Source organism: Sorangium sp. So ce887 (assembly GCF_051521455.1).
GTDB lineage: Bacteria > Myxococcota_A > Polyangia > Polyangiales > Polyangiaceae > Sorangium.
Genome location: NZ_CP150354.1, coordinates 10,001,373 through 10,024,277 on the forward strand (window position 1 = coordinate 10,001,373; position 22,905 = coordinate 10,024,277).

Here is a 22,905-nt window from a genome sequence, read left to right on the forward strand (position 1 = left end):
CCCCGGCGGGCACGCTCGCAGGGGACAACCCCGCTCTGGCCCGCGGGGATGTGGCAAGCGACCGGTCGCGGCAATCCGACGAGATCGAGGAAGAGCGAGAGCCGCCGTCGGAGAGAGCGCCGGATCCGGCGACGTCCACCCCGCTCGAGGAGGTGACCTGGATCGTCGACAAGGCCGTCAAGAACACCATCTGGCGTACCGACACGGGCTTCAGGAGCCGCGAGCGGGCCAAGCGCGGTGTCCCCGCGATCGCCGCCCCGCTGACCCAGGGCGGCTTCCCCAGCGATCCCGGCAAGGCGAAGGAGCAGATTGGAGGGCGCTTCCCCAAGGGGCAGCTGCTCAGCGACGACGAGTGGAGCGCCTTCGAGCAGCTCTCCTCCTCCCCCCAGGGACAGGCCTGGCTCAACGCCTCCGGCATGCTCACGCACGCCGATGTCGAGAGGTACCTGTCGGGCCGCGACAGCGAAAACCCCGAGCGATTCCGCGGCTTCGACCAGGTCCACAAGGCCAGCAAGGTCGTCCTCGCCAGCTACGTCTCGCGCCAGATGAACCGCGGCGAGGCCGGCAAGCGCTTCGAGGGCACCCCGCCGGCGGCCCTCGCCCTCTCCATGGAGGCGAAGCACGCGCCCGACTCCGCGAGGAGAGCTGCGCTCCAGCAGCGCATCGACCAGAGCATCGTCGAACAATGGTCGAAGACCCTCGAGTACACCGACCCCAACGACGACGCGGACACCGCCATCGACAAGGGCGCCGTCCCGGACCCGCAGAAGAAGTTCTTGCGGCCACGAAAGACGCTCTCCAAGGAAGAGGTCGTCGACAGACACAGGCAGTCGCTCGATGTGCTCAAGAACGTCTTCCACCTGCTCCAGGAAGGCGCCGAGATCTACGACGACAGCGCCAAGAGCCATGTCCCCCTCCAGGACGTGCCCGTCGCCAAGCTCCTGTCGCACGGCGGCCGCGTCAACGTCCAGATCCCCGCCGGCAGCGCTCCGTACGCCCTCACCGAGTTCCTCGGCATCACCGACAGCAACGGCAAGCCCAGGCCCGGCGTGTTCAAGCGCGCCTTCGGCACCCACCACATCGCGCTCGACGACGGGAAGTTCAAGGAGCAGGGCGGCCACGTCGCCGCCATCAAGTCCAAGCTCGACGACACAGAGCTCTACGGCATCAACCTCGCCGTCGGCGGCCTCGGCCTCAAGGACTTCAACGGCGACGTCATCCTCCCCGACGGCGCCCACGGACACATGTTCATCGGCTACCGCCCGCCCAAGCCGGACAGGCCCGGCGCGCTCCAGATCGGCATGGAGACCACCGGCCCGGGCGCCCCCAGCACCGTCGGCTACGTCCACAACTGGCGCTCCACCGAGAAGACCGCAAACCCCATCTCCAGCGTCGGCGGCCTCAAATCGGACAAGATCGGCGACGAGCAGATCAAGAACGCCCGCACCGTCGACCTCGGCAAGCTCGGCGAGGACTGGGCACAGACCCTCAGGGACCGCGCCGACAGGTTCGAACAAGAGCTGGCGGCAAAAGGCAAAGACGCCCTCAACGAGCTTGTCGGCCCACGCAGCCAGCCGCCTCAGGAGCTAGAGGACGACTCCGAAGACGAAGACGACTCCGAGGACGAAGACGAAGACGAAGGCGACTCCGAGGACGAGGACGAAGGCGACTCCGAGGACGAGGACGAGGACGACGACGACGAGGACGAGGACGAAGGCGACTCCGAGGACGAGGACGACGACGAAGGCGACTCCGAGGACGGGGACGAGGACGAGGACGACGACGAGGACGACGACGACGACGGCGACGACGGCGACGACGACGACGACGACGACGACGACGACGACGACGACGACGACGGCGACGACGGCGACGACGACGGCGACGACGACGACGACGACGACGAAAACGAAGACTCCGACGACGACGACGGAGATCGCTCCGGGCCATCCCAACGGCCCCAGTCCGGCCGCGTGGCCCCGTCTCTAGCGCCGCCGACGCCTGAAGGCGGACAGCACGCTCGCGCGCCTCGCGGCGAGTCCCCCGCGACGAGCCAGACGTCGGGAGCTCAAGGGAAGGCGCCGGAGAAACCGGGCCAGCCCCGGCCGGAGACGACCTCGCAGCGGCCCGCGCCGCGCCCCGGGAACCCGGCCACCGCCATCACCACAGGGATGCAGGCGCCGTCGTGGCTCGGCAAGAAGCTCGGCACCGGGGGACACGGGTACGCCGGGATGCGCCAGAACGAGGGGGCTGCCGAGCGCGAGCAGACGCTGGCGGACAAGTACGAGCTGCAGGTCGGACCGGGCGACACCGCCGACGGCGACACCGCCGACGGCGACACCGCCAAAGACACGCACTTCTCGCACAAGATGCTCGACCATATCGAGAAGGCCCTCGGTGAGCTGCCCGCCGAGCACATCACGGGCAGTCCGACGCTGCGGAAGATCATCCGCAACCTCTCCTCGGAGCAAGCGGCGAGCGAGTACGACGAGGACACCGACACCATCAACATCGTCAATCCCCCGAAGGTCCCCACCTTCATCTACAGCCGGCTCAACCGGCGCTGGGACTGGCAGCGAAAGAGGATGGATCGCGGCGCCATGCGGGGCTACTCCGGCGTCAGCAAGGAGCAGGACGATGCGCTCGGCATCACCGGACGCCGCCAGGTCATGGGCGGCGTGTCCGACGCGCTCGCCACCGGCAACCTGCTCAAGTGGACGATACGCCACGAGGTCGCCCACTCCATCGACAAGCTCGTCGACTGGAGCAGCCTCGCGAGCGACGACCGGTTCGGCGGCTGGAAGGAGCACTCCAGCTCGCGGGAGCTCCAGGCCGTCGCTCGCGCCATCTTTGCCAAGGCGGGTATCAGCGACGACAAGGCCCAGCAGAAGATCGACGACGAGGGGCAGCGCGATCCCGACGGTGCCCCCCTGATCGACCGCTTCGCCTCCCTCCTCGATCCGGAGCAGCGGCGCGAGGACATGACTCTCCTGGAGGACTTTCCCGCGAAATTCACCTCCACGGACCCAGACCTGAAGGACAGGCTCGACCGGGTCGTCCGCACCGTCAAGATCGCCATGGCCCAGCCCTGGACGCTGGCCGACGGCGGGGCCCGGGAGCTGGAAGTCGACGGCCGCATCTACCACGTCGACCATTACGACAAATGGGTCAGCTACCGCGCCGACGCCCGCAACAACGCCGTCTCCAACTACCAGTTCTCCACGCCCAAAGAGTGGTTCGCCGAGACCTACGCTTCCTATCACGACCCCGACCCCAGGCCGAGGGCGCGGCTGACCCAGGACGTTCGCGACTTCTTCGAGAACGAGCTCCCGGGCCTGATCACCACGAGCCGGGATCGATGGCAACGCAGCCGCGACAGGATCGCGCAGCGCGCCGGGAACCAACCGCCGCAGCCGCCCGCAGCGGGCTCGAGCGCAGCGGGCCCGAGCGCGGTCACCGTGGGCTTCTCCAAGAACACGCCGACCGTGGTCCCGTCCAGCAGCTCGCACGCAGCGAGCCCGCCTCACGACACCTCGAGCGCCCCCAAGGACAGTCCGCCTCACGATGCCTCGGGCGCCCCCAAGGACAGCTCGACCCAGCAGACCGACGGCACCCACGAGAACCTCGGCGACCCCCAGGCCGCCTTGCAGGCGCTCATCGAGGCCAGCAACACCTGGTCTCATCCGGCCACGGACGCGGACAAGCAGGACGCCAAGAGGCTCCTCGGCGACCTCATGCGCTCTCAGGGCGTGGATAAATCGCTCGTCGACAGGCTCGCGGAGCTCATCGACAACCCCGACTCCATCTCCCAGCACCAGTTCGCCATCTGCGCGCTGAACAGCGTGCTCCACACGCAGCTCACGTCCGACCTGGCCGGCTTCGCGCGCGTCGTCGCCGCGGAGTTCACCGGCAAGCTCTTCGATCGCGATGGCAAGCTGCTCGCCGACTTCTCGCTCGACACGCAGGGCGAAAACAACGCGACGGCGACCGCCCAGCCGGCCGATCCCATTCACCGCGTCATCCGCGGCGAGCTCCCGCTACAGGACGCCCCCATCGGCAACAAGCTGCTCCAGAACGGCGTCAAGAAGGCCGCGGCAAAGCGCGCCGACCTGGAGCGCAAGGGAAGCGCCTTCTCCGACGCGCACGTCCTTGATTACCTGCTCGCCCGGGGCCTGGGCAAGATGCTGAGCAAGCTCGCCCCCGAGCAGTACCAGGCCGACGCCAAGTACACCGCCGGCGTCATCCCCGGCTACCTCGGCAACACGGCCACACGGGCCAAGGACGCCAAGGGCCCGTCCAAGAAGCTCGGCGATCTGCTGCTTTCGGCCGATTCGCTGGTGACGCTCTTCACCGACATCCTCGGCGGCAACGCCCAGACCCTGGTCGCCGGGGACAATTACGACGTGGGCCGCATCAATGACGTGCTCGCGCGGCCCGAGCAGGCGCCGTTCGTCCTGGCCACGTTCCTCGACGGCAACGGACTCGTCGAGCGCGCCGACGCGTTCGCCAAAGATCCCACCAAGGCCAGGCCGTTCGACACGGTGGGAAACATCGGCACGTCGAGCGCGCACCAGGTCGTCATCAACGGCAAGATCACCCAGGACGGCGATCACTACGTCGTGCCGCTGCACACCTGGCAGCAGAGCTTCTCCATCAAGGTGAAGAAGGACGCCCTGCCCTCGCTCTTCCCGGTCTTCACCTACGGGACCTACCTCCCGTCGCAAGCGCCGGGCACGAACGACCCCGCCCGGAGCCAAGCGCCGAAACCCAATGCGTGGACCCAGCTCACCACGGGGGGCGGCGACCCGCTCGGCACCGGGGGACATGGGCTCGCCGGCCTGGTCTCCAACAAGGGCGCCGCGGAGCGCGAGCAGGCGCTGGCGGACCAGTACGAGCTGCAGATCGGACCGGACGAAGACGCCGACGGCAAGCACTTCTCGCACAAGATGCTCGCCCATATCGAGAAGGCCCTCAGTGAGCTGCCGCCCACGCACATCACCGGCAGTCCGACGCTGCGGAAGATCATCCGCACCCTCTCCTCGGAGCAAGCGGCGAGCGAGTACGACGAGGAGACCGACACCATCAACATCGTCAATCCGCCGAAGGTACCCACCTTCATCTACAGCCGGCTCAACCGGCGCTGGAACTGGCAGCGAAAGCGGATGGATCGCGGCGCCATCCGGGACTACCCCGGCGTCAGCAAGGAGCAGGACGAGGCGCTCGGCATCGTCGGACGCCGCCAGGTCATGGGCGGCGTGTCCGACGTGCTCGCCAACGGCAACCTGCTCAAGTGGACGATACGCCACGAGGTCGCCCACTCCATCGACAAGCTGGTCGACTGGGGGAGCCTCGCCCACGAGGACCGCTTCGGCGGATGGCAGGAGCACGCCGACTCGCGGGAGCTCCAGGCCGTCGCTCGCGCCATCTTTGACAAGGCGGGCATCACCGACGACAAGGCGCAGCAGAAGCTCGACGACGAGGGGCAGAGCGATCCCGGCGGTTTCCCCCTGATCGAGCGCTTCGCTTCCCTCCTCGATCCGGAGCTCCGGCGCAAGGACATGGCTCCCCTGGAGAGCTTCCCCGCGAAGGTCGCCTCCACGGACCCGGACCTGAAGGACAGGCTCGAGCGGGCCGTCCGCACCGTCAAGATCGCCATGGCCCAGCCCTGGACGCTGTCCGACGGCGGGTCCCGGGAGCTGGAAGTCGACGGCCGCATCTACCACGTCGACCCTTACAACACCTGGGTCAGCTACCGCGCCGACGCCCGCAGCAACGCCGTCTCCAACTACCAGTTCTCCACGCCCAAAGAGTGGTTCGCCGAGACCTACGCTTCCTATCACGACCCCGACCCCGCGCCGAGGGACCAGCTGACCCAGGAGGTGCGCGACTTCTTCCGGAACGAGCTCCCGGACCTGATCACCGCGGGGCGGGCGAGCTGGCAGCGCATCCGCGAGAACATCGCGCGCAGCGCCGGCAACCGGCCGGGCCCGAGCGCGATCACCACCGGCTTCAACCCTGCCGCGAGCGCCGACCCGAACAGCCTCGGTGAGGGCCAGACCAGCGACCCGGCGGACATGCTCGGCGGGTACAACCCCGCTTCGAACAGCGGCGATAGGGCAGCGGACCCGCGATCGCAACTGGACGAGATCCAGGAAGAGCCGGAGCCGGCGTCGGAGAGAGCGCCGGATCCGGCGACCTCCACCCCCGTCGAGGAGGTGACCTGGATCGTCGACAAGGCCGTCAAGAACACCATCTGGCGCACCGACACGGGCCCCCTCAGCCGCGACAGGGCCAAGCAAGGTCTCTCCGCGATCCAGGGCCCGCTGAGCGCCAGCGGCTTCCCCCCCGACCCCACGACGGCCAAGGAGCAGCTCGGAGGGCGCTTCCCCAGGGGACCGCTGCTCGGCGACGCCGAGTGGAGCGCCTTCGTGCAGCTCTCCTCCACCCCTCAGGGGCAGACCTGGCTCAACGCCTCGGGCATGCTCACCCACGAGCAGGTCGAGCAGTACCTGTCGGGTAACGACGACGACAATCCGGAGCGATTCCGCGGCTTCGACAAGCTTCACAATGCCAGCAAGGTCGTGCTCGCAAGCTACGTCTCGCGCCAGATGAACGGCGGCGAGGACGGCAAGCGCTTCGAGGGCACCCCGCCGGCCGCGGTCGCCATCTCCATGGAGGCGAGGCACACGACCGACCCGAGCAGGAGAGCGGAGCTCAAGAGGCTCATCGACCAGGGCATCATCGAGGAATGGTCCAAGACCTTCGAGTACACACAGCCCAACGAAGCGGCCACCACGGCCATCAACAAGGGCGCCGTGCTCGCTCCCAAGTCGCTCCTCAATACCGTCACCTTCACCAATGGCAAGAAGCTCTCGAAGGACGAGGTCATCAAGCGGCACGGCCAGTCGCTCGAGGTGCTCAAGAACGTCTTCCACCTCCTCCAGGAAGGCGCAGAGATCTACGACGCCGACGCCAAGAGCCATGTCCCCCTACAGGACGTGCCCGTCGCCAAGCTCCTGTCGCACGGCGGCCGCGTCAACGTCCAGATACCCCCCAGCAGCTCTCCGTACGCGCTCACTGAGCACCTCGGCATCACCGACAGCAAGGGCAAGCCAAGGCCCGGCGTGTTCAAGCGCTTCGCCGGCACCCACCACGTCTCGTTCGCAGATGGCGAGTTCAAGGAGCAAGGCGGGCACCTCGCCGCCATCAAGGCCAAGCTCGACGACACAGAGCTTTACGGCATCAACCTCGCCGTCGGCGGACTCGGCCTCAAGGACTTCAACGGCGACGTCATCCTCCCCGACGGCGCCCACGGACACTTGTTCATCGGCTACCGCCCGCCCAAGCCGGGCAGGCCCGGCGCGCTCCAGCTCGGCATGGAGACCACCGGCCCGAACGCGCCAAGCACCGTCGGCTACGTCCACAATTTGCGCTCCACCGAGAAGACAGCCAACCCCATCTCCAGCGTCGGCGGCCTCAAACAGGACAAGATCGGCGACGAGAGCACCAAGAACGCCCGCACCGTCGACCTCGGAAAGCTCGGGAGCGACTGGCGCAAGACCCTCAAGGACCGCGCCGACAGGTTCGAGCAGGACCTGAAGCAAAAAGGCAAAGACGCCCTCACCGAGCTCCTCGGCCCCCGCACCCAGCCGCCGCAAGAGCTCCAGGACGCCCAGCAACGCTCGGGAGAGCCAGACCAAGCTCCCCGGGACAACGAGCGGCGCGATCCGCCCGGTGACGCGCCGGTGGACACGCTGGCCGGGTACAACCCCGCTTCTGACAGCGGGGACGAGGCAGCCGACCCGCAGCCGCAGACCGACGAGATCGAGGAAGAGCCGGAGCCGCCGTCGGAGAGAGCGCCGGATCCGGCGACCTCCACTCCGGTCGAGGAGGTGACCTGGATCGTCGACAAGGCCGTCAAGAACACCATCTGGCGGCCCGACACGGGCTTCCTGAGCCGCGAGAAGGCGAAGCGCGGTCTCCCCGCGATCGCCGCCCAGCTGAGCGGCGGCGGCTTCCCCAGAGATCCTGGGACGGCCAAGGAGCAGCTCGGAGGGCGCTTCTCCAAGGGACAGCTCCTCAGCGACGCCGAGTGGGGCGCCTTCGAGCAGCTCTCCTCCACCCCCCAGGGGCAGAGCTGGCTCAACGCCTCCGGCATGCTCACCCTCGACGAGGTCAAGAAGTACCTGTCGGGTAAAGACGTCGACAACCCCGAGCGGTTCCGCGGCTTCCACCAGCTCCACAAGGCCAGCAAGGTCGTGCTCGCAAGCTACGTCTCGCGCCAGATGAACGGTGGCGAGAACGGCAAGCGCTTCGAGGGCACCCCTCCAGCCGCGGTCGCCATCTCCATGGAGGCGGAGCACACCACCGACCCGATCAGGAGAGCGGAGCTCAAGCGGCTCATCGACCAAGGCATCGTCGAGGAATGGTCGAAGACCCTCGAGTATACCGAGCCCAACGACGATGCGAACACGGCCATCGACAAGGGCGCCGTGCTCGACCCGAAGAAGAAGCTGCTTCAGCAGCCAAAGAAGCTCTCCAAGGAACAGGTCGTCGACAGGCACCGGCAGTCGCTCGCCGTGCTCAAGAACGTCTTCCACCTGCTCCAGGAAGGCGCAGAGATCTACGACGACAGCGCCAAGAGCCATGTCCCGCTGAAGGACGCGCCCGTCGCCAAGCTCCTGTCGCACGGCGGCCGCGTCAACGTCCAGGTCCCCGCCGGCGGCGCTCCCTACGAGCTGACCGAGCTGCTCGGCATCACCGACAAGCACGGCAACCCCAGGCCCGGCGTGTTCAAGCGCTCCTTCGGGACGCACCACGTCTCGTTCGCAGATGGCGAGTTCAAGGAGCAAGGCGGCCATCTCGCCGCCGTCAAATCCAAGCTCGACGACACAGAGCTCTACGGCATCAACCTCACCATCGGCGGCCTCGGCCTCAAGGACTTCAACGGCGACGTCATCGTGCCCGACGGCGCCCATGGCCACATGTTCATCGGATACCGCCCGCCCAGGCCGGGGCGGCAGGGCGCGCTCCAGATCGGCATCGAGACCACCGGCCCGGGCGCGCCAAGCACCGTCGGCTACGTCCATAACGTGTTTTCCACCGAGAAGACCGCCAACCCCATCTCCAGCGTCGGCGGCCTCAAGCAGGACAAGATCGGCGACGATCAGATCAAGAATGCTCGCACCGTCGACCTGAGCAAGCTCGGGAGCAACTGGGCCAAGACACTCAGGGACCGCGCCGACAGGTTCGAGCAAGACCTGGCGCTGCGGGGCAAAGACGCCCTCACCGAGCTCGTCGGCCCCCGCACCCAGCCGCCTCAAGAGCTCCAGGACGCCGGCGTGGACCGCTCGGGCGATACGCTCGCCGGAGCCGCAGCGCCGAACGCGAGCCCCTCCCCCACCCCGACCACCGCCGGAGGAACTGCCCAGGTCGAGCCGAGCGCCCAGAACCAGGAGAAGACGCTCGACGAGCTGCTCGACTCGCTCGAGGAACAGAACCGCGCATGGTCGCACCCGGCCACCGCCGAGAACAAGAGGGATGCCAATCAGCTCCTGACCGGGCTGCTCCAGCGGCAGAACGTGAACCCCTCGATCATCGACAGGCTGCGCGAGCTCATCGATAACCCGGCCTCGCTCTCGCAGTCTGCCTTCACCAACTGCGCGCTCACCAGCATCCTCTACCCGACGCTGAAGAACGATCTCGCCACCACCGCCCACCTGGTCGCCGCGATCTTCACCGGCAAGCCGCTCGGCAAGTTCGCGGATTCCCCCCGGGCCGACTCCTCACGACCGCAGGGCTCGGGCAAGGGGGCGCTCAACGAGAGCCTGGACCTCATCCGGCGCGTGATGACGGGAGAGGTCCCGCAAGCGCTCGGCCCGGCTCCTACCAGGCCGCTCGTCAACGGCCTCCGGACCGCCAAGGCTAAGAGCGACAGCCTGAAGCGGAAGAAGGACCGAGAGGAGCTGGAGCGCCACCTCCTCGACCATCTGCTCGCCCGCGGCCTCGTCGAGCTGCTCGGCCCCGACGCCCTCGCGAAGCTCCAGCAGCAGACCGACGGCGCCCGTCAGCCCGGCGTCGCCGCGGCGCAGGGCGACCTGCTGGCCTCGGCGAACTCGGTCTCGAGCATCCTCAGCTCGGCGCTCGGAGCGAACACCACCGTCATGACCCACAGCTCCCCCGGGGGCTACGACGTCGCGCGCCTCAATGGTGCGCTACGGCAGAAAGACCAGGCGGGGTTTGCGATCGCCACGGTGATGGACGGCAAGGCGCTCTGGAGCGCAGCGAAGGAGCATGAGGCCAGCTCCACGACTCCTGACGCCTCCGAAAACGTCGCGCGGCTCGGCGGGACCGCCACGACCGCGCCACACCATGCGACGATCGACGGCTCGATCACGGACCAGGGCGACTCCTTCCTCGTGCCGCTCCAGTCCTGGGGCCGCACCTTCCCCGTGCGGGTGAACAAGGAGGATATGCCGAAGGTCTTCGCGGCAATCACCTACGGCACCGCTCTCCCGCCGCGAGCGCCGTCTCCGACCGCCTCCGCTCAAGAGCAGACTCTGGCGGACCTGCAGGCAGGGCACAACCCCGATTCCGACAGCAGGGATGAGACAGCCGCCCCGCAGCCGCAGACCGACGAGATCCAGGAAGACCCGGAGCCGCCGTCGGAGAGAGCGCCGGATCCGGCGACCTCCACCCCGGTCGAGGAGGTGACCTGGATCGTCGACAAGGCCGTCAAGAACACCATCTGGCGGCCCGACACGGGCTTCCTGAGCCGCGAGAAGGCGAAGCGCGGTCTCCCCGCGATCGCCGCCCAGCTGAGCGGCGGCGGCTTCCCCAGAGATCCTGGGACGGCGAAGGAGCAGCTCGGAGGGCGCTTCCCCAAGGGACCGCTGCTCAGCGACGCCGAGTGGGGCGCCTTCGAGCAGCTCTCCTCCACCCCCCAGGGGCAGAGCTGGCTCAACGCCTCCGGCATGCTCACCCTCGACGAGGTCAAGAAGTACCTGTCGGGTAAAGACGTCGACAACCCCGAGCGGTTCCGCGGCTTCCACCAGCTCCACAAGGCCAGCAAGGTCGTGCTCGCAAGCTACGTCTCGCGCCAGATGAACGGTGGCGAGGACGGCAAGCGCTTCGAGGGCACCCCCCCAGCCGCGGTCGCCATCTCCATGGAGGCGGAGCACACGACCGACCCGGCCAGGAGAGCGGAGCTCAAGAGGCTCATCGACCAGGGCATCGTCGAAGAATGGTCGAAGACCCTCGAGTACACAGAGCCCAACGACGATGCGAACACGGCCATCGACAAGGGCGCCGTGCTCGACCCGAAGAAGAAGTTCCTTCAGCAGCCAAAGAAGCTCTCCAAGCAAGAGGTCGTCAACAGGCACCGGCAGTCGCTCGTGGTGCTCAAGAACGTCTTCCACCTCCTCCAGGAAGGCGCAGAGATCTACGACGACAGCGCCAAGAGCCATGTTCCGCTGAAGGACGCGCCCGTCGCCAAGCTCCTTTCGCACGGCGGCCGCGTCAACGTCCAGGTCCCCGCGGGCAGCGCTCCCTACGCGCTGACCGAGCTGCTCGGCATCACCGACAAGCACGGCAACCCCGCGACAGGCGTGTTCAAGCGCTCCTTCGGGACGCACCACGTCGCGCTCAGCGATGGCAAGTTCAAGGAGCAGGGCGGAGCGCTCGCCGCCGTCAAGTCCAAGCTCGACGACACAGAGCTCTACGGCATCAACCTCACCATCGGCGGCCTCGGCCTCAAGGACTTCAACGGCGACGTCATCGTGCCCGACGGCGCCCATGGCCACATGTTCATCGGATACCGCCCGCCCAGGGACGACAGGCCCGGCGCCCTCCAGATCGGCATCGAGACCACGGGGCCTAACGCCCCAAGCACCGTCGGCTACGTCCACAACTGGCGCTCCACCGAGAAGACGGCCAATCCCATCTCCAGCGTCGGCGGCCTCAAGGCGGACAAGATCGGCGACGACCAGATCAAGAACGCTCGCACCGTCGACCTGAGCAAGCTCGGGAGCAACTGGGCCAAGACACTCAGGGACCGCGCCGACAGGTTCGAGCAAGACCTGGCGCTGCGGGGCAAAGACGCCCTCACCGAGCTCGTCGGCCCCCGCACCCAGCCGCCTCAAGAGCTCCAGGACGCCCAGCAGCGTGCCTCCGAGCAGCGATCGGATCGGCCCGAGCCGGAGTCGCGGGACGACGATCGTCGTGATCCGCCCGGTGATGCCCCGCCGGATACGGTACGAAGCGCCCGCGCTCCCGCCGTAGACGAGGGCTCCTCCAGAGGCGACGGTCAAACGTCGCCGGACGCGCCGGAGGACATGCTGGCCGGGTACAACCCCGATTCGGACAGCAGGGACGAGGCAGCCGACCCGCAGCCGCAGACCGACGAGATCGAGGAAGAGCCGGAGCCGCCGTCGGAGAGAGCGCCGGATCCGGCGACCTCCACACCCGTCGAGGAGGTGACCTGGATCGTCGACAAGGCCGTCAAGAACACCATCTGGCGGCCCGACACGGGCTTCTTGAGCCGCGAGAAGGCGAAGCGCGGTCTCCCCGCGATCGCCGCCCAGCTGAGCGGCGGCGGCTTCCCCAGAGATCCTGGGACGGCCAAGGAGCAGCTCGGAGGGCGCTTCTCCAAGGGACAGCTCCTCAGCGACGCCGAGTGGGGCGCCTTCGAGCAGCTCTCCTCCACCCCCCAGGGGCAGAGCTGGCTCAACGCCTCCGGCATGCTCACCCTCGACGAGGTCAAGAAGTACCTGTCGGGTAAAGACGTCGACAACCCCGAGCGGTTCCGCGGCTTCCACCAGCTCCACAAGGCCAGCAAGGTCGTGCTCGCAAGCTACGTCTCGCGCCAGATGAGCGGTGGCGAGGACGGCAAGCGCTTCGAGGGCACCCCTCCAGCCGCGGTCGCCATCTCCATGGAGGCGAGGCACACAACCGACCCGATCAGGAGAGCGGAGCTCAAGAGGCTCATCGACCAGGGTATCGTCGAGGAATGGTCGAAGACCCTCGAGTATACCGAGCCCAACGACGATGCGAACACGGCCATCGACAAGGGCGCCGTGCTCGACCCGAAGAAGAAGCTGCTTCAGCAGCCAAAGAAGCTCTCCAAGGAACAGGTCGTCGACAGGCACCGGCAGTCGCTCGCCGTGCTCAAGAACGTCTTCCACCTGCTCCAGGAAGGCGCAGAGATCTACGACGACAGCGCCAAGAGCCATGTCCCGCTGAAGGACGCGCCCGTCGCCAAGCTCCTGTCGCACGGCGGCCGCGTCAACGTCCAGGTCCCCGCCGGCGGCGCTCCCTACGAGCTGACCGAGCTGCTCGGCATCACCGACAAGAACGGCAATCCCAGGCCCGGCGTGTTCAAGCGCTCCTTCGGGACGCACCACGTCGCGCTCAGCGATGGCAACTTCAAGGAGGAGGGCGGGCACTTCGCCGCCGTCAAATCCAAGCTCGACGACACAGAGCTCTACGGCATCAACCTCACCATCGGCGGCCTCGGCCTCAAGGACTTCAACGGCGACGTCATCGTGCCCGACGGCGCCCATGGCCACATGTTCATCGGATACCGCCCGCCCAGGCCGGGGAGGCAGGGCGCGCTCCAGATCGGCATCGAGACCACCGGCCCGGGCGCGCCAAGCACCGTCGGCTACGTCCATAACGTGTTTTCCACCGAGAAGACAGCCAACCCCATCTCCAGCGTCGGTGGCCTCAAGCAGGACAAGATCGGCGACGATCAGATCAAGAATGCTCGCACCGTCGACCTGAGCAAGCTCGGGAGCGACTGGGCCAAGACACTCAGGGACCGCGCCGACAGGTTCGAGCAAGACCTGGCGCTGCGGGGCAAAGACGCCCTCACCGAGCTCGTCGGCCCCCGCACCCAGCCGCCTCAAGAGCTCCAGGACGCCCAGCAACGCTCGGGAGAACCCGCGCAGGAACCGCGGGACAACGATCGACGTGATCCGCCCGGGGATGCCGCGGCGGACATGCTGGCAGGGTACAACCCTGCTTCGGACACCGGGGGTGAAACAGCCGCCCCGCAATCGCAACTGGACGAGATCCAGGAAGAGCCGGAGCCGGCGTCAGAGCGAGCGCCGGATCCGGCGACCTCCACCCCGGTCGAGGAGGTGACCTGGATCGTCGACAAGGCCGTCACGAACACCATCTGGCGCACCGACACGGGCCCCCTCAGCCGCGACAGGGCCAAGCAAGGTCTCTCCGCGATCCAGGGCCCGCTGAGCGCCAGCGGCTTCCCCCCCGACCCCACGACGGCCAAGGAGCAGCTCGGAGGACGCTTCCCCGGGGGACCGCTGTTCAGCGACGCCGAGTGGAGCGCCTTCGTGCAGCTCTCCTCCACCCCTCAGGGGCAGACCTGGCTCAACGCCTCGGGCATGCTCACCCACGAGCAGGTCGAGCAGTACCTGTCGGGTAACGACGACGACAATCCGGAGCGATTCCGCGGCTTCGACAAGCTTCACAATGCCAGCAAGGTCGTGCTCGCAAGCTACGTCTCGCGCCAGATGAACGGCGGCGAGGACGGCAAGCGCTTCGAGGGCACCCCGCCGGCCGCGGTCGCCATCTCCATGGAGGCGAGGCACACGACCGACCCGAGCAGGAGAGCGGAGCTCAAGAGGCTCATCGACCAGGGCATCATCGAGGAATGGTCCAAGACCTTCGAGTACACACAGCCCAACGAAGCGGCCACCACGGCCATCAACAAGGGCGCCGTGCTCGCTCCCAAGTCGCTCCTCAATACCGTCACCTTCACCAATGGCAAGAAGCTCTCGAAGGACGAGGTCATCAAGCGGCACGGCCAGTCGCTCGAGGTGCTCAAGAACGTCTTCCACCTCCTCCAGGAAGGCGCAGAGATCTACGACGCCGACGCCAAGAGCCATGTCCCCCTACAGGACGTGCCCGTCGCCAAGCTCCTGTCGCACGGCGGCCGCGTCAACGTCCAGATACCCCCCAGCAGCTCTCCGTACGCGCTCACTGAGCACCTCGGCATCACCGACAGCAAGGGCAAGCCAAGGCCCGGCGTGTTCAAGCGCTTCGCCGGCACCCACCACGTCTCGTTCGCAGATGGCGAGTTCAAGGAGCAAGGCGGGCACCTCGCCGCCATCAAGGCCAAGCTCGACGACACAGAGCTTTACGGCATCAACCTCGCCGTCGGCGGACTCGGCCTCAAGGACTTCAACGGCGACGTCATCCTCCCCGACGGCGCCCACGGACACTTGTTCATCGGCTACCGCCCGCCCAAGCCGGGCAGGCCCGGCGCGCTCCAGCTCGGCATGGAGACCACCGGCCCGAACGCGCCAAGCACCGTCGGCTACGTCCACAATTTGCGCTCCACCGAGAAGACAGCCAACCCCATCTCCAGCGTCGGCGGCCTCAAACAGGACAAGATCGGCGACGAGAGCACCAAGAACGCCCGCACCGTCGACCTCGGAAAGCTCGGGAGCGACTGGCGCAAGACCCTCAAGGACCGCGCCGACAGGTTCGAGCAGGACCTGAAGCAAAAAGGCAAAGACGCCCTCACCGAGCTCCTCGGCCCCCGCACCCAGCCGCCGCAAGAGCTCCAGGACGCCCAGCAACGCTCGGGAGAGCCAGACCAAGCTCCCCGGGACAACGAGCCCGGTGATGCCCCGGCGGGTACGGCGCAGCGGACCGGAGCGCCGGCGAACGTGCTGGCAGGCTATAACCCCGCCCTGGACGGCGAGAGCGTGGCCCTCGACCCGCAGTCGCACACCGACAGCGCGCAGGTCGAGCCGAGCCCACGGCGCCAGGACAAGACGCTCGACGAGCTCCTCAGCTCGCTCGACGAGCAGAGCCGCGCGTGGTCCGGCCCGGCGAACGACGACCTCAGGCAACAGGCCGCAGACAGCCTGGCAGGCCTGCTCGAGTCGCTGAACGTCGACCGCGCGATCGTGGACAGGCTGCGCGAGCTCATCGCAAACCCCGCGTCGCTGTCGCAATCCGCCTTCAGCAACTGCGGCATCAGCAGCGCCCTCTACACGATGCTGAAGGGCGATCTCGCCACCACCTCGCACCTTGTCGCCGCGCTCTTCACCGGCCGGCTGCTCGGCCGGTTCGCGCAGGCGCCCGGGGCTCGCGAGCTCGGGGCGAAGCAGGACCAGGGCCAGGCGGCGCTCAGCGAAGACCTCGACATCCTCCGGCGCGTGATGACAGGAGAGATCCCGCGCGCCCTCGGCCCGGCTCCGACCCGGCCGCTCGTCAACGGGCTCAAGACGGCCGGGGCAAAGCGCGGCGGCCTGACCCGAGCGGCGGACCGGCAACAGCTGGATCGCCACCTCCTCGACCACCTGCTCGCCCGAGGCCTGGCCGAGCTCCTCGGACAGGACGCCGTCGCGCAGCACGGGAAGCGAACCGACGACGCCAGCCAGCCCGGCGTCGTGGCGGCGGAAGGCGACCTGCTCCTCTCGGCGAACTCGATCGCATCCCTCATGCGCAACGCGCTCGGGGCGGAGGTCGAGGTCACGAGCGGCGGCCCCTCCGCTGACGACGTCGCGCGCATCAACGAGACGCTCAGGCGCACGGATCGAGCAGGGTTCGCGGTGGCGACCGTGTCGAACGGCAAGGCGCTCTGGGAAGCGGCGAAGAAGCACCGCGACGGCGACAACGACAACGACGCGACGCCTCGCGCCCCCGCGACAGTCGCGCCGCTCGGCACGGGCGAAGGCCAGAGCCGGCACCACTTCGCGATCGACGGCGAGATCAAGGCCGACGGCGACGCCTTCATCGTGCCCGTCCAGTCGTGGGGGCAGTCGTTCCCCATCCGGGTGGAAAAGGCCGACATGCCGCGGCTCTTCGACGCGATCACCCTCGGGACCTACCCCCCGCCCCGCGCCCCGGCCCTCGGCGCCCCCACCCAGCAGCAAGCGCCGGCGCACCTCGAGTCGCGCGGTCGGTCCGGAACGACGGTGGACGCCGCGGACCCACGCGACCAGCTCGCGGGAGCTCCCGCGAGCCAGCACGAGACCCACATCGCCGGCGGGCCTGCCGTGGCGCCGGGAGCGCTCGCTCCCGGAGCGGTCCAGCTCACGCCGTCAGGCGACCTGTACGCGGCCCTCCTGGGGCACGTCCCAGAGCAGCGCCTGACCGAGGTGACGAGCCTCGCCGTCGGGATCATCGACTCGCAGCTCCTCCCGCAGATCCTGGAGCTGCTGCCCATCGGCCTGCGCCCCGCCACGCGGCTGGCCGAGGAGATCGTCGCGAAGTGGCTGGCGTTCAACCCCGACTTGCTCGACCTGCCCGCCGGCGAGCTGAAGGGGCGCCTCGCAGCGCACGCCGAGCTCGTGCTGGGCATGCTCGAGCGCGACCGGGGTCGCTCGACGATCGGCCGAAAAGGCGGCTCCTCCGCCGCGGCGCCTGCCGCCGCGGCGGCGTCGAGCGCCCCACAGCCCCCCGAGGGGACACCTGCCCCTCAGGAGGGATTCAAGGACAGAGCGCAAGAATCCTCATCCGGCACGAGCAGCGCTGCAGACACGAGCAGCGATGCCGGCGCACCCGGGATGACGACCGAACCCGAGGGCTATGTAAGCCTGTTCGCCGACCTCAAGGACTCCGACTTCGGCGTTAGCGCCGAGGAGCACAAGCAGAAGGAGCGCGCGGCGCGGAACCAGGAGAAGCTCGAGAAGCCCGCTCGCGGCGAAGATCCTCAGAAGCGCGCTATCCCCGAGTGGATCTGGGGTGTGCCGCACTACGCAGCATTGCAGACCGCGCTGCTCGCGCACTTCGATGACGACGCGGTGCAACGCGCGCTCGCCGAGCTCCTGGCAACTACCGAGAGCGCGGAAACTCCGGTGCCTTTCGCGGAGTTCGTGGCCATCGCGCTCAAGGAACCCCACGACGCCGAGAGCCTGAAGCAGGAGTCCGTGAAGTTGTTCGGTAGCTACCAAGGCGAGATGCGCAAGCTCGTCTACGACGCCACCAAGGCGCTGGGGGCCCTCGACTGGGCCGAGCACGTGCCGGACTTCGATATCGAGGCGCTGCGCGAGCCGCCGCCGCCCCCGCCGACGGGCGACGCGGAGCCACCGCGCTCGGTCCTCAAGAGGGGCCAGGAGGGACGCTGGGTCACCCGCGCCGAGCTCGAGATCATCAATCGATCCATCGGCGAGCGCGCGTTCGCCGGCATGCTCGCGCGCGCCATGAACAAGGGCAAGATCTCGGGCACCCGCGCGACCATCGAGCAGCTGGTCCGCCAGGCCGAGCGCTTGGCGGCCCCGGAGCTGTCGCCGCCGCTCGCGTCCACCTCGCTGGTGGTCGACACCAACCTGGTCGAGGCGCTCTTGACGCCGCCCAAGGAGCTGCCGCTCGCCAAGCGTTACCTCCGCGATCAGCTGGACGAATTGATCCGCGAGCACGGGATAACCGACCTGCGCCTCGCCAACATCAACCTCGGAGAGCTTTTCCAGCACGACAGCATCGTCGGACGCACGTTCACCACCAGCGATGGGCGAGAGATCCCCTGGTACGGCGTCCGGGTCGACGACGACCGGCGCGACGACATGGCCGATTACGCGCTGGGGTTCGAGCAGCTCGCGAGCGGCTCGGTCGGCGAGAAGAAGGGCAGCGCCGACCGCAGCATGGTCGCCGACGCCTTCTTCTCCGACCGCGAAAGCGACGAGGACGGCGCGCCCGCGGTGCCTCATTTCGCCACCGCCGATCACGGCATCCTGACGCCGCTCTTGAGCTTCGCCGGCATCGACGCGAAGACGCGCGGAGAGAAGGCGTTCATCGACTTCGTCAAGGAGAACACCCGAAGCGGAACTCCTTATTTTGAGCCGGAGCTCAAGAGCCGCAAGCTCAAGGCACATACGATCCTCCACCTGGAGACGGCCGGGCACGCCGCGGCCAAGGACGCCCAGCTCGCCCAGAGCGAGCCCATCGGCGCTGCGCTCCTCGACACCCCCGTCGGCGCCACCCACCGGGTCCATGACCTCATCTCGCTCATCCGCGCGTTCGGGTTCGACGTCTACATCGTCGGCGGCGCGGTGCGCGACGCCCTCAGCGGCAAGAAGCCCAAGGACGTCGATCTCAAGACGAACATGCCCATGTCGCGGCTCGAGGAGGTGCTGCGCACCGACCCAGCGTTCAAATCCCTCCCCGTCACCGTCGTCCCCGAGCTGCGCCTTCTCCAGGTCGGCGGCGTCAACACCATGGTGGACATCACCTCGGGCGACGACACCAGCGTGCAGGGCCCGCTCGACGTCATGGCCGACGCGCAGAAGCGCGACTTCCGCATGAACGCGCTCTACCTCGACGAGAACGGCTTCGTGGTCGATCCGCTCGACGGCGCCATCGAGGATCAGCTCGTCGGCAGGCTGCGCTTCGTGGCCGACCCCGGCCCGACCGCGCCCGTCGAGGAGCGGCAGAAGGCGGTCGTCGAGCACCTGCGCCGCACGCCGTGGAACCTCGGCCGCGCGCTCAAGTTCTATCAGCGCGGCTACGAGCTCGAGCCCGAGATCCTCCACGCCGTGCTCGACAACGCCGAGAGCATCCTCGCGTCGATGAAGGAGCGCGAGGCGCCGCTCCACGCCAAGTCGCTGGTCCTGCACGCCACGCGGGCCGAGTCGCCCACGGGTCTGGCCGAGATCATGCAAGTGCTCGGCTTCTCCCCCCAGGCGATCCGCGAGATCATCCCCGACGATGTGGCCGGTCGCTTTGACGACGAGAGCCTCGCGTACGAGAACGACGTCCTGCCGCGCTGGCGCGAGACCCCCGACGACGACGGCACGGGGTATCCGCTGGCCGCGCCGGAGATGAAGATCGACCTCGCCACCGGGCGGATCTATCAATACCGCTTCCACGCCATTGCGCCGCAACAGGAGGGGCAAGCGGGGGAGCGCGTCATCATCGACGTGGACCTGAGCGACCACAACCAGCCAGGCCACCACGCGCCGCACTACCACGTCTACCGCTGGCGCAAGCGCGACGGCCAGTTCAAGTGGGACAAGAAGAAGAACGGCTTCTCCGACACTGGCCAGCCGGGACTGCCGGAGATCGCTGACGGCCGCTACCTCGGCCCCCAGCCGTGGCGGTTCGAGGAGGGGCTCGACAGCGGCGACTTCCTCGGCGTCGAGCGGCGCATCAAAGAGGCAGGCATCGAGCTCAGGAGCGACGGCGACCTCCTCGACCTGGGCGGGCAGGTCAAGCTGCACCCGAAGCGGCTGCAAGAGCTCGTTGACCGCGGGCAGCTCGGCAAGCTGCTCATGCTGGTCAAGAACCTGAACAACGGCATACCCTGGTCCTCCAGGGATCAGGCCACCGTCGATCTGTCCGGCTCGCACCGCGGCCAGGAGCGGCTGCGCTTCAAGCCGCAGCTGGACCTGGTCGTGCCATTCCTGCGCGACAGCGGCATCGAGGACCCCACCTCGATGGCGATCTTCGCCGAGAACGGCGAGATGCGGCACGACGCCCTGCTGCGGCTCTACGACCTGGTGAGCGGCGAAGAGCGCCAGGATCTGCGCCGCCCGGCGGCCGCGTTCGCGCGGGAGCGCGCCGAGAGCGTGAGCGAGTTCGTCGAGCGGTTCGAGTTCTATGTCGCCTCGATGAAGGGCAACCTGAGCGGCGCTGACGTCGAGGCTCTCTGGCAAGCGCAGCTGAAGGCGGCGCAGGAGGCCAGCGCCGTGGGCGACGTCACGCTCCGCGCGGGCGGCGAGCTGACGGAGCGGCTCGCGGAGGCGACCAGCGAGCTGCGCTTCGAGTCGGTGAGCGCCGCCGCCTACCACGCTGCCAAGCACGGCGACGAGTTCCTGACGCCGGAGGAGCGGGCTGCCAGCGTGCCGCCGAAGGACGCCGTTCGACGGTACCTCGACACCGCGCGCGAGGCCGTCCGCAAGGCCGTCCAGGCCGGCGCCGTCGAGGCGAGGATCGACGAGACCGGCGCGACAAACATCGTGCTCTGGGACGGCACGGCCAAGGTCATCGTCCGGGTCGGGCCGGACGGCACAGCGCACATCCTCAGCAGCTACGTCCAGGACCGCCGCAACACCGCGCCTGCGGCGGCGTTCACCCGCCCGGCGGGAACCGGCGCGTCGCTCTCCTGGCCCCGGTCGGGGCACGCCGCGACGCACGGCGCTGCCGAGCCCGAGAGCAGGGATCCGGCCGACCGGCTCGGCTCGTACAGCCCCTGGAACGGCGCCGCCGAGGGGACACAGGGCCCGCAAACCCCGCAAGCGAGCGGCGCGCCCGCTGCCCTCGACGGCGACGTCACCAATCTCACGCCGATCGACGCCCTGGTGAGGACGCTCGTCGAGAAGAGCGGCGCCTGGTCCTCCCCGCGCACGCTGGCGGACAAGCAGGAGGCCATCGCGCTCGTCACCGAGCTCCTGCAGCAGCTCGGCATGGACGCGAAGGTCGTCGACAGGGCGGGCGAGCAGGGCAAAGACGCGCCCGACGACGAGCACTCCGCCTGCACGTGCGTCCGCTAGAGCACCGATCCGCTTGAAGGCCGAGAATGAACCACAGAGCGCTCCCGGCGCGGAGCGACTAAGCTCGGGCCGCTCCAGGCCATGAAGTTCGTCCACGCCGCCGACCTCCACATCGACAGCCCGCTCCGCGGGCTCGACCGTTACCCGGGCGCCCCGGTCGAGCAGATCCGCGGGGCGACCCGCCGCGCGCTCGAGAACCTCGTGAGCCTCTGTCTCACCGAGGAGGTCGACCTCCTGCTCCTCGCGGGCGACATCTACGACGGCGACTGGAAGGACTACAGCACCGGCCTGTTCTTCGCCGCGCAGCTCTCCCGGCTGCGCGCCGCCCGGGTGGACGTGGTGCTCCTCTACGGCAACCACGACGCCGAGAGCAACATCACACGTCACCTGGAGCTCCCCGAGAACGCCCGCCGGCTCGATCCGCGCCGCCCCGAGTCCGTCGCCTTCGAGCGGCTCGGGGTCGTGGTCCACGGGCAGAGCTTCGCGACCAAGGCGGTCACCGACGATCTCGCGGCGGGCTACCCGGACGCGCTGACAGGCCTCTTCAACATCGGCATGCTCCACACCTGCCTGGGCGGCCGCGAGGGCCACGACAACTACGCTCCTTGCAGCCTGAGCACCCTGGCCGGGAAGCGATACGACTACTGGGCGCTCGGCCACGTGCACACGCGAGAGGTGCTGTCGGCGGATCCGTACATCGCCTTCCCCGGCAACCTCCAGGGCCGCCACGCCCGCGAGACCGGCGCGAAGGGCGCCCTCCTCGTCACGGTGGACGACGGCCGCATCGCCTCGGTCGAGCACCGCCCCCTCGACGTCGTGCGCTGGTGCGCCTGCGAGGTCGATCTCTCCCCGGCGGCGAGCGCCGACGACATCGTGGATCTGACGCGGGAGCAGCTCGAGCAGCGCCTCGCCGAGGCGGACGGGCGCACGCTGGCCGCGCGGGTGATCCTGTGCGGCGCCACGCCGGCCCACGCCGCGCTCCGCGCCGATTTCGAGCGCTGGACAGGGCAGATCCGCGCGATCGCCAACGACCTCGGCGGCGGGCTCTGGATCGAGCGCGTGCTCTCCCGGACGCTGGCCCCGATCGAGGTGGGCGCGCTCGAGGAGCGGGACGACGCGATCGGCCAGCTCTCGCGGTCGCTGCGCGCGCTGCGCGAGGACGAGACGGGCCTCTCCTCGCTGCTGCGCGAGTTCGCGAGCCTCAGGAACAAGCTCCCCGCCGAGGCGCGCGAGGGAGACGACGCGATCCGCCTCGACGACCCGGCGTCCCTGCGCGAGGCGCTCGACGACGTGGAGCACACGCTGATCTCGCGGCTGCTCGGCGCCGGCGACGCGCCCTGATCGCCGGCACGGCGGCCGGGGTCGGATCCGACCCTGAAGGCGGGAAGGCAGGAATAAAATACCAATAAATTCAACAGTTTGTCGCCAGATCCGCCCGGGCGAG

At 68.5% G+C, this 22,905-nt stretch carries 2 protein-coding genes; both read left to right on the forward strand.

Going from position 1 to position 22,905, the window contains the following annotated elements; genetic code table 11:
- Positions 1-50: 50 nt before the first annotated feature.
- Complete coding sequence (locus tag WMF36_RS37455; protein ID WP_437575610.1) at positions 51-21,461, forward strand: hypothetical protein; 21,411 nt, start codon at positions 51-53, stop codon at positions 21,459-21,461.
- Positions 21,462-21,542: 81 nt separating this feature from the next.
- A complete protein-coding gene (locus tag WMF36_RS37460) occupies positions 21,543-22,802 on the forward strand; it encodes a metallophosphoesterase family protein (RefSeq protein ID WP_437575611.1) in 1,260 nt (419 codons plus the stop codon).
- The last annotated feature ends 103 nt before the right edge of the window (positions 22,803-22,905 follow it).

Coding starts and splice junctions, on each gene's coding strand:
- WMF36_RS37460 (WP_437575611.1), top strand. CDS start 21,543: ATGAAGTTCGTCCACGCCGCCGACCTCCACATCGACAGCCCGCTCCGC.